The sequence below is a fragment of the Pseudomonas protegens genome, assembly GCF_003732485.1.
GTDB lineage: Bacteria > Pseudomonadota > Gammaproteobacteria > Pseudomonadales > Pseudomonadaceae > Aquipseudomonas > Aquipseudomonas protegens_B.
Genome location: NZ_MOAK01000030.1, coordinates 80,445 through 88,384, shown reverse-complemented (window position 1 = coordinate 88,384; position 7,940 = coordinate 80,445). Strand labels below are relative to the sequence as shown.

The 7,940-nt window shown below is 63.5% G+C and carries 8 protein-coding genes; all 8 read right to left on the bottom strand.

The annotated features are described in order from the left end of the window. Positions 1 to 2,044, bottom strand: a 2,044-nt coding sequence (locus BLX41_RS04555) for a TIGR00180 family glycosyltransferase (protein WP_259744408.1), incomplete at its 3' end; no start/stop codon positions are given. A gap of 51 nt (positions 2,045 to 2,095) precedes the next feature. After that, complete coding sequence (locus BLX41_RS04550; RefSeq protein WP_123723941.1) at positions 2,096 to 2,833, bottom strand: cephalosporin hydroxylase family protein; 738 nt, start codon at positions 2,831 to 2,833, stop codon at positions 2,096 to 2,098. Positions 2,834 to 2,853: 20 nt separating this feature from the next. Next, on the bottom strand, positions 2,854 to 3,924 hold the full coding sequence (locus BLX41_RS04545) for a class I SAM-dependent methyltransferase (RefSeq protein WP_123723940.1): 1,071 nt from the start codon (positions 3,922 to 3,924) through the stop codon (positions 2,854 to 2,856). Next, complete coding sequence (locus BLX41_RS04540) at positions 3,914 to 4,771, bottom strand: NAD-dependent epimerase/dehydratase family protein (protein WP_123723973.1); 858 nt, start codon at positions 4,769 to 4,771, stop codon at positions 3,914 to 3,916. The genes BLX41_RS04545 and BLX41_RS04540 overlap by 11 nt, the downstream gene beginning before the upstream one ends. A gap of 5 nt (positions 4,772 to 4,776) precedes the next feature. Further along, positions 4,777 to 6,003, bottom strand: a complete 1,227-nt coding sequence (locus BLX41_RS04535) for a class I SAM-dependent methyltransferase (RefSeq protein WP_123723939.1) — start codon at positions 6,001 to 6,003, stop codon at positions 4,777 to 4,779. Then, positions 6,000 to 6,560: a dTDP-4-dehydrorhamnose 3,5-epimerase family protein gene (locus BLX41_RS04530; protein ID WP_123723938.1), complete on the bottom strand. Its 561-nt coding sequence runs from the start codon at positions 6,558 to 6,560 to the stop codon at positions 6,000 to 6,002. Before BLX41_RS04530 ends, BLX41_RS04535 begins: the two co-directional genes overlap by 4 nt. Beyond that, positions 6,557 to 7,639, bottom strand: a complete 1,083-nt coding sequence (rfbG, locus tag BLX41_RS04525; RefSeq protein ID WP_123723937.1) for a CDP-glucose 4,6-dehydratase — start codon at positions 7,637 to 7,639, stop codon at positions 6,557 to 6,559. Before rfbG ends, BLX41_RS04530 begins: the two co-directional genes overlap by 4 nt. Then, positions 7,621 to 7,940 (bottom strand): sugar phosphate nucleotidyltransferase (locus BLX41_RS34450; protein WP_404942740.1); only part of this gene is annotated, 320 nt, incomplete at its 5' end. The genes BLX41_RS34450 and rfbG, both read right to left, overlap by 19 nt.

Below are 7,940 nucleotides of genomic sequence, written 5' to 3'. Positions count from 1 at the left end.
GATAGCCTCGTGCGGCCAGGTGCCGGGTCAGCACCTGCCGCTCTTCGGCCTCCGCCTTGTCCCCCGGGGCCTGACAAATCAGCAAGGGCTCGGCCAGGTGGGCCAGGCCGGCCAGACCACCGTCCTGGATCAGGCGCAATACAAGGTCCAGTTCCAGTGCCTGCTTGAGCTCACGGGAGAAACCACCGATCTGCAGCACCGTCTCTCGATCCAGCAGCCAATGCCGGGCCATCAGCGCCGGCGTGCCTTGCAGTTGATCCAGGTTGACCCCGGGGCGGAACACCGAACTCAAGGTGGCATCGGCACGACGCTGGATCTCGTCCATGGCCACGGCACGAATGCCTTCGGCGCCGAGCAATTCCAGGCTCGCCCGCAGCAGGCCGCTGGCGGTGAACTGATCACCGGCCTCGGCCAACAGCACCCAGTCGGCACGGGACTGGGCCATGGCCTGATTGATGCGCTCGACGTAGTTGTTTTCCGTGACCTTGACGAAGTGCAAGGTGTCCTGGGCCGTGGTGGTGGCCGGCAACTCGCCTGTGGTGAACACCACCAGTTTGAACGCCTTGTAATGACCGGCCAGCAGACTGTCGAGCGTGGCCTGCAACTTGACCAGGTCGGCGTCCAGGTCCAGCAACAGGATCTGCACCTGCGGGCCACCGGCATGACGGGCCAGGTGCGCGGCGATGGCACTCAGCTGTGCCGGCTCCGGAGCACGGGCCTCGAGCCATTTGAGCAAGCGTCCCGACTCGGTCGCGTTGAACAGGGCACGACTGTCCGCCCCCGGTACCGACGCCAGGCGCTCGGCCCAGGCCTGCAGCTTGCGCGCCTCCTCGGGCTCGTCGCTGTCCTGCATCGATTCGGCCAGGCGCTTGACCACCTCGCGGTTGAACAGGTTCAGGGTCAGCGCTTCCCACAACCGGGCGCGCAGACTCTCCGGCGTGTCGTTGGGATGAACCCGCATCAACTCTTCTTGACGCAGCAACACGCCCTCCAGCTCTTTGAGCTGCAGGCGCCCGGTGGGCATGGCATGCATGAGGAATTCCAACTGGGTCAACAGATCGAACATCGGCTGGTTGTAGAAGGGCATCTCGACGAACTGCTCGGGACCGAAGGAGCGTATCGGCTCGGCCCCGACCTCGACCCAGGCCGAACAGAAGATCGCCGTGCCCTTGAGGGAACGCCCGCTGAGCAGGCAGTCGGCCATGGCAGTGAAACTGTCCAGGGCGATCTGCTTCACCTGCTCGGGGTCCCGGCCACTGAAACCGGTGGGCAGCGAGGCGAGGAATTCGGCGAATGCCTCACGCTGGGCCACCGACTGCGCGTCCTTGTAGGTCAGCACCGTCAGCACATTGGTGTTGTGCTCCGAGGCCCCGTAGTTGGCCTCACGCACAGCAAACGGAATCGGCAGAATCCGCGCCTTGGCACAGGCCAGCAGGAAGAAGGAATGACCGATTTCCTGCCATTCGAAACTCACCCCCGGCGGCAGCAGCTCATACCACTGGCGCAGCAGGTCGGTGCGGGTCACCGCATAGAACGGCGGCAGGAAATGCCCCATGAAGTTCATCACCCGATCCTGGGCATCATGGGAGTCATAGTCCTCCATGACCCGGCGATCACGGCGGTAGTAATTGGTTTCCGAAGCCCGGGCCAGATACATCATCCCGTAGCCATGGCACAGCCCGTAGTCGGGATGGGCCTCGAGAAACTCCAGGGAGCTGGTCAGCGCATCATGAAGAAGAAAATCGTCATCGGCAGCAAACGCCATGTAAGGCGTGGTCACCAGGCTCATGCCGTAGGTCAGCTTGTCCTGCAGGCCCTTGTAGCTGAACTGCGGCAGATGCCGGTAGTCGACCTGGGGATAGAGCTGCGCCAGTGACTCATCCGCCTCCAGCGACGAATCCAGAACCAGGATCGAGCACGGATAGGTGCTGTAATACTGCAAGGTGCGCCGCATGAACGCTTTGCGGTTGTGGGACAACAGCACAAGGGTGAAACGCTCACTCAGGGGTGCTTTGTCATTCATTGCTTTGTCTCCAACCCACATAGGTACTTCCCCACAACCGGCCAAACGCCTTAAACCTGCAACCATTGATAGTTAACGAACCCGACGCAGGTAACCGTCCGGCGCCACGGTGATCAGCAGCTTGTTCTGCATCTGGTAGTCGATCTCGAAATCGCGGTTCTCCTCCAGATAGGCCCAGACCGCGGTTTTCGGGTTGTCACCCGGGCCCCAGGGACGATCCGGGAAGAAGCTTTCCGGCATGTCCTCGACCACGGTGTCCATGACCACGCAGTAGCTGTCCACCGACACCAGCGGCGCATACAGACGCAGCTCTTCGAGCACGTGCTCGTGGGTATGGTTGGAGTCCAGGACCAGAATCACCTTCTTGCCGGCGGCGGCGGCCCGAACCTGCTCGGCGATGACCGGGTCGATGCTCGAACCCTCGATCATACGGATACGCTTGCTCATCGGATGCTGCTCGATGGCTTCGCGGTTGTACGGACGGATATCCAGGTCGATGCCCAGCACTTCGCCATGGCCCTGCAACTCCAGCAGCGAGGCGTAGTAGATGATCGAGCCGCCGTGGGCGATACCGCATTCAATCACCAGGTCCGGCTTGACCTGCCAGATGATCTCCTGCATCGCCATCATGTCCTGGGGCAGCTGGATGATCGGCCGGCCCATCCAGGAAAAGTGATAGCTGTACTTGTGGGTCGCCGATTCGTTGAAAAAGTCACGGGCCAGGCCCTTGAGTTTCTCATCCTGGCCCTGGGCGCTGATCTGCGCCTGGCATTCTTGTTCAAAGGCTTGAATGACGTTGTGCTCGGTCATGTTCGGATCTCAATGGCAAATTAGCTGAACGAAGCGCTGTCGACGGCGTGATAGACATAACGGCCGTCGGTCATGCGCTTGATTTCTTCGAGGTAGTTGGAATTCATCACGAACAGGTTGGCACCTGCCGGCAGTGCCTCCATGGCTTCTTGTGGCGATGACACACGCATGCCACTGAGCGGCAGGTACCGGCCCTGTTTGGCCGGGTTGATATCGACGACTTGATCCACCGCCACGCCGGCACGTTGCAGGAACAGCGAATAGATCACGCCCTTGGACGACGCGCCCCAGATCCCGGCAGCGGTGTGCGGCGCCGAGCGGATGATGCGTTTGGCGCACTCGATGCTGGCGGTGAAATCCGCCGGCATCTGCAAGGGCCGGCTCGGCGCCGGCAACGACGGCTTCAAGCTGCCCAGGTCCGCCACCACGTACAGGTACTGGCCGCCGAACAGATGCCCGGCCTCATGCACGGTGCCGAACATGCGCTGCAGGTCTTCGAGGCGGAAGTAATTGACGTGTTCATAGAACACGTCGAACCAGGCGCGATGCTCGAGAATCCAGTCGAAACACGGCACTTCGATATAGATCTGCCCGCCCTGGTTGGCATCGGCAATCTCTGCCAGAAAGGCCAGCGGATCGGCAATATGCTCCAGTACATGACGCAGCACGATGGCCTCGGCAGCCAGCCCCAGGCCACGGGTGAAAGGCGCCTTGATCACCTCGGGGTTGGTCCCCTCGTAAGCCGGGTCGATGCCGGTGATGGCGTAACCCTCGCTGCGCAGCAGTTCGAGGAAATAGCCCTTGCCGCAACCGACCTCGATCAGCTCGCGCCCCTTGAAGTGCCGGGCGATGATGCCCTCCACATCCATCAGGTGCTGCTGGAACTGCGCCGAATGGGCCTGTTCGTTCTGGTAGTCGCTGTCGTAGCTGAGCTTGTCGGCATCGAAGGCCTGATTGAAGATCAGCCCGCTCTGCAGGTCCTGCACCAGCACGATGTCCGCAGCAGCCGAGGCGCGGGCACTCTGGGCATCGGCGAAGGTACGGTTCTGCAACACCGGCAAGTCGGCGACCCGATACAACTCATGCGCCATGTTCGGCTCCTGTTATTTGCTGCAGGCGCTGGTTCAAGCCCCAGAACGCCATGGGTTCGTAGTCCGGGTACGGGTAATGCCCCAGGTTCAGGCGAATCGATGAACCGCGCTGGGCGATGCGTTGTTCCACCAGGGAACGCACGGCTATCGGCCGGCCACTGGAGCAATTGACCACCCCGGAAAACGCCCGCTGGCGCAGCAGCGCCGCGAGGTAACCGGCCGCCTCCTCGATGGCCAGGTAGTCCCGCAGCTGCTCGCCGCCGGACATGTCGAATACTTCATCGCCGGCGTCGATGGCCCGATCCAGCGCCGCCAGCAGGCTCTTGGGATTCTGTCCCGGGCCATGCAGATAAAACAGCCGCGCCCACTGCAAGCTAAAGGGCAGTTGCTGCTGCAGGGCCTGGAGGAACAGGTGCAGGCTGTGCTTGGCCAGGCCGTAGGGATTGCCTGGGCGGGCCTCGGTCTGTTCAGTCAAAGGTCCACTCTGCATGCCGTACTCGAAGCAGGTGCCGGTGACCAGCACCTGGCCCACCCCGGCCTCGACCACCGCCTTGATAAAGCGATAGTCGGCCATCAGATTGTGCTCCAGGTGAAACAGCGCCTGGTAGTTCGGCAATCCGGGCCAGGCCAGATGGGCCAGGGCGTCGACCCCGTCTACCAGGGCGGCGATATCCAGGTGCGGGTCATGCACATCCAGCGCGCGGAACTCCACAGCGTCGAACCAGGGCATCTGCCGCGCCTTGTCCAGATCCCGGGCCAGCGCACGGACCCGGCAACCCCGGGCCAGCAAGGCTGCAACCAGATGCCGGCCAACAAAGCCGGTGGCGCCGGTGACCAGCACCCTCATGCCGTTCACAGCAGCTTCAACTCAGGCACGGCAATCACGAAACGCCCGCCCCATTGCCGCACCTGGGCCAGTTGCTCGCTGACTTCGCCCAACAGGTTCCAGGGCAACACCAGCACGTAGTCCGGTCGCTCCTGGTCAATGCGCTCGGGGGCCACCACCGGGATGCGACTACCCGGCAGGAACTTGCCCTGCTTGTGCGGGCTGGCGTCGGCGACCCAGGCCAGCAAGTCGGCCTTGACCCCCGCGTAATTGAGCAAGGTATTGCCCTTGGCTGCCGCGCCGTAGCCCACCACGCGCTTGCCTTCAGCCTTGGCCTGGAGCAGGAAGCGCAGCAGCTCGTGCTTGATCCGCTCTGCCGCCGGCGCCAGGGTCTGGTAGTACCCGGGCGTGTTCACCCCGGCGCGCTGTTCCAACAGCAACTGCTGTGCCACGCTGTCCTGCACCGGCCGGCGCGAGCCATCGAGGCGCTGCACGAAGACCCGCAGTGAACCGCCATGGGTCGGCAAGGTCTGGACATCGAAGACTTCCAGGCCGTTGCGCTGGCACAGGCTCAGGACGGCGGTCAGCGACAGGTAGGAATAGTGTTCGTGGTACAGGGTGTCGAACTGCTGCCCGGCCATCAGGGTCAGCAATTGGGGAAATTCGAAAGTCGCCACCCCCGTCGGTTTGAGCAAAGTCGCGAAACCGCAGAGAAAATCGTTGATATCCGGCACATGGGCCAGCACGTTGTTGGCCGCCATCAGGTCCGCGGCCCAGCCCTCCTCCAGCAACTGCGCGGCAGTGCCACGGCCGAAGAACAGCTCGCGGATCTGCAAGCCCTTGGCCCGCGCCGCCTGGGCGGTACTGCGAGTCGGCTCGACCCCCAGGCAAGGAATGTCTCGCTGGGCCACGTATTGCAGCAGGTAGCCGTCGTTCGCCGCCACTTCCACCACCCGGCTCCGGGCGTCCAGGCCAAAACGCTCGACCATTTGCGCCACATAGTCCCGGGCATGCTGCAGCCAAGTGCTGGAGAACGAACTGAAATAGGCATAGTCAGCGTCGAACAGGTGGTCGGCGCGGGTGTAGTCCTCGGTCTGCACCAGCCAGCATTGCTGGCACACCTGGACCTTGAGCGGCACCCACTGCTCGGCCTGATCCAATTGCTCGGCACGCAGGTAGGCGTTGGATGGCGGCGAGGTGCCCAGGTCGATCAGAGGCAGGCTCAGGCATGCGCCACAACCGCGGCAATTCATAGTCTCACTCCAGCGAAGGCAGCATCGAGCAAGGGGTGGCTGGCATCCCGGGTCGACAGATTATTGACAGGCAACGGCCAGTTGATCGCCAGTCGCGGGTCCAGCACCGACAACCCGGCCTCGTGCTCAGGGGCATAGTCGGCACTGTGCAGGTAAAGAAGCTCGGCATCGTCGCTCAGGGCCTGAAAGCCATGGGCGAAACCCGCCGGCAGCAACAGGCTGCGCCCATCGCCGCCACGCAGGTGCTCGGCATGCCAATGCAGAAAGGTCGGCGACTCGGGGCGCAGGTCCACCGCCACGTCCCAGACTTCGCCACGCAAGCAACTGATGAGCTTGGCTTCGGGGCGGACGGCGGTCTGATAGTGCAAGCCACGCACACTGCCTCGTTCGCGTGTGCAGGAGTGGTTGATCTGGCGAATATGGAAAGGCTGGTCAAAAGCGCTCAGGCTGCCCTCGCAGAACAGCCGGGAGAAATGCCCGCGCTGATCCTCGAAGCGTTTGTGGCGCACCTCGAACAACCCGGCCATTGGCAGAGCCAGGACCTGAAACTCGCTCACAGCGCCCCCCGATACAGGTTCAACTGCCCAAGGGTCACGGCACGCATGTCCGCGCCGCCCTTCCAGGCCAGGTGCCAGTCCAGGGTTTGCACCAGACACTGTTGCAGCGTCCAGCGGGGTTTCCAGCCCAGCAGCTGGCGCGCACGACTGCTGTCCAGGCGCAGCAGGCCGGCTTCGTGCAGCTCACTGGGCTCGATCCGCAGGCCCGGGGCCTCCGGCCAGTGCCGGGCCAGCAGCTCCACCACTTCACCGACGCTGCACATGTCCTGTTCACCGGGCCCGAAGTTCCAGGCACCGGCGTATTGCGGGCCGTTCACGTACAGGCCGGCCGCCAGTTGCAGGTAACCGGCCAAGGGCTCCAGGGCGTGTTGCCAGGGGCGTACCGCCTGGGGATAACGCAAGGTCACCGGCTCGTCGGCAGACCAGGCCTTGAGCACATCGGGAATCAACCGCTCGGGTGCGAAATCGCCGCCGCCCAGCACGTTGCCGGCCCGGGCCGTGGCCAGGGCCAGGCCATGCTCGGCATAACGCTCGGCAGCAAAGAAGGATGAGGCATAGGACTGGGCCAGCAACTCGCAACAGGCCTTGCTGCTGCTGTAGGGATCGTGGCCGCCCAGGGCTTCGTTTTCCCGATAGGGCCACAGCCATTCCTGATTGGCGTAGACCTTGTCGGTGGTCACCAGGACACAGGCACGTACCCCACCGACCTGACGGATCGCTTCCAACAGGTTGAGGGTGCCCATGACGTTGCTTGAGTAGGTCCCCAGCGGATCGCGGTAGGCCTCGCGCACCAGGGGCTGGGCCGCCAGGTGCAGGACGATTTCCGGCTGCACTTGGGCGATCAGCTCCAGCAGACTGCCCAGGTCCCGCAGGTCGCCACGATGATCGTCGACGCCTTCGGCCACCCGGGCCAGTTCGAACAGGCTCGGCTCGGTCCCCGGGTCCAGGGCGAATCCGCTGACCTGGGCCCCCAGGCTTTGCAGCCACAGGCTCAGCCAACTGCCCTTGAAGCCGGTATGGCCGGTCAGCAGGACGCGCTTGCCACGCCAGAACTCCTGGCTCAGTCCCATTGCTTCCACGGAGCCTCCCCGCTTTGCCAGAGCTGTTCCAGATGATTCTTGTCCCGCAGGGTATCCATGGACTGCCAGAACCCCGAATGCTCGTAGGCGCTCAGTTGCTGATCCTTGGCCAGCTGGATCAGGGGCTCGGCCTCCCAGGTTGTGCTGTCGCCATCGATGTAGGACAGCACTTTGGGCGACAACACGAAGAACCCGCCGTTGATCCAGCCACCGTCGCCACGGGGTTTCTCGGTGAAACCCAGGACCTGGTCGCCATCGCGATCCAGGGCGCCATAGCGGCCCGGGGGCTGTACGGCAGTGA

What these genes read in the sequence shown, in the direction of transcription:
- BLX41_RS04550 (WP_123723941.1), bottom strand. Translation starts at nt 2,833, where the DNA reads ATGACCGAGCACAACGTCATTCAAGCCTTTGAACAAGAATGCCAGGCG.
- BLX41_RS04545 (WP_123723940.1), bottom strand. Translation starts at nt 3,924, where the DNA reads ATGGCGCATGAGTTGTATCGGGTCGCCGACTTGCCGGTGTTGCAGAAC.
- BLX41_RS04540 (WP_123723973.1), bottom strand. Translation starts at nt 4,771, where the DNA reads ATGAGGGTGCTGGTCACCGGCGCCACCGGCTTTGTTGGCCGGCATCTG.
- BLX41_RS04535 (WP_123723939.1), bottom strand. Translation starts at nt 6,003, where the DNA reads ATGAATTGCCGCGGTTGTGGCGCATGCCTGAGCCTGCCTCTGATCGAC.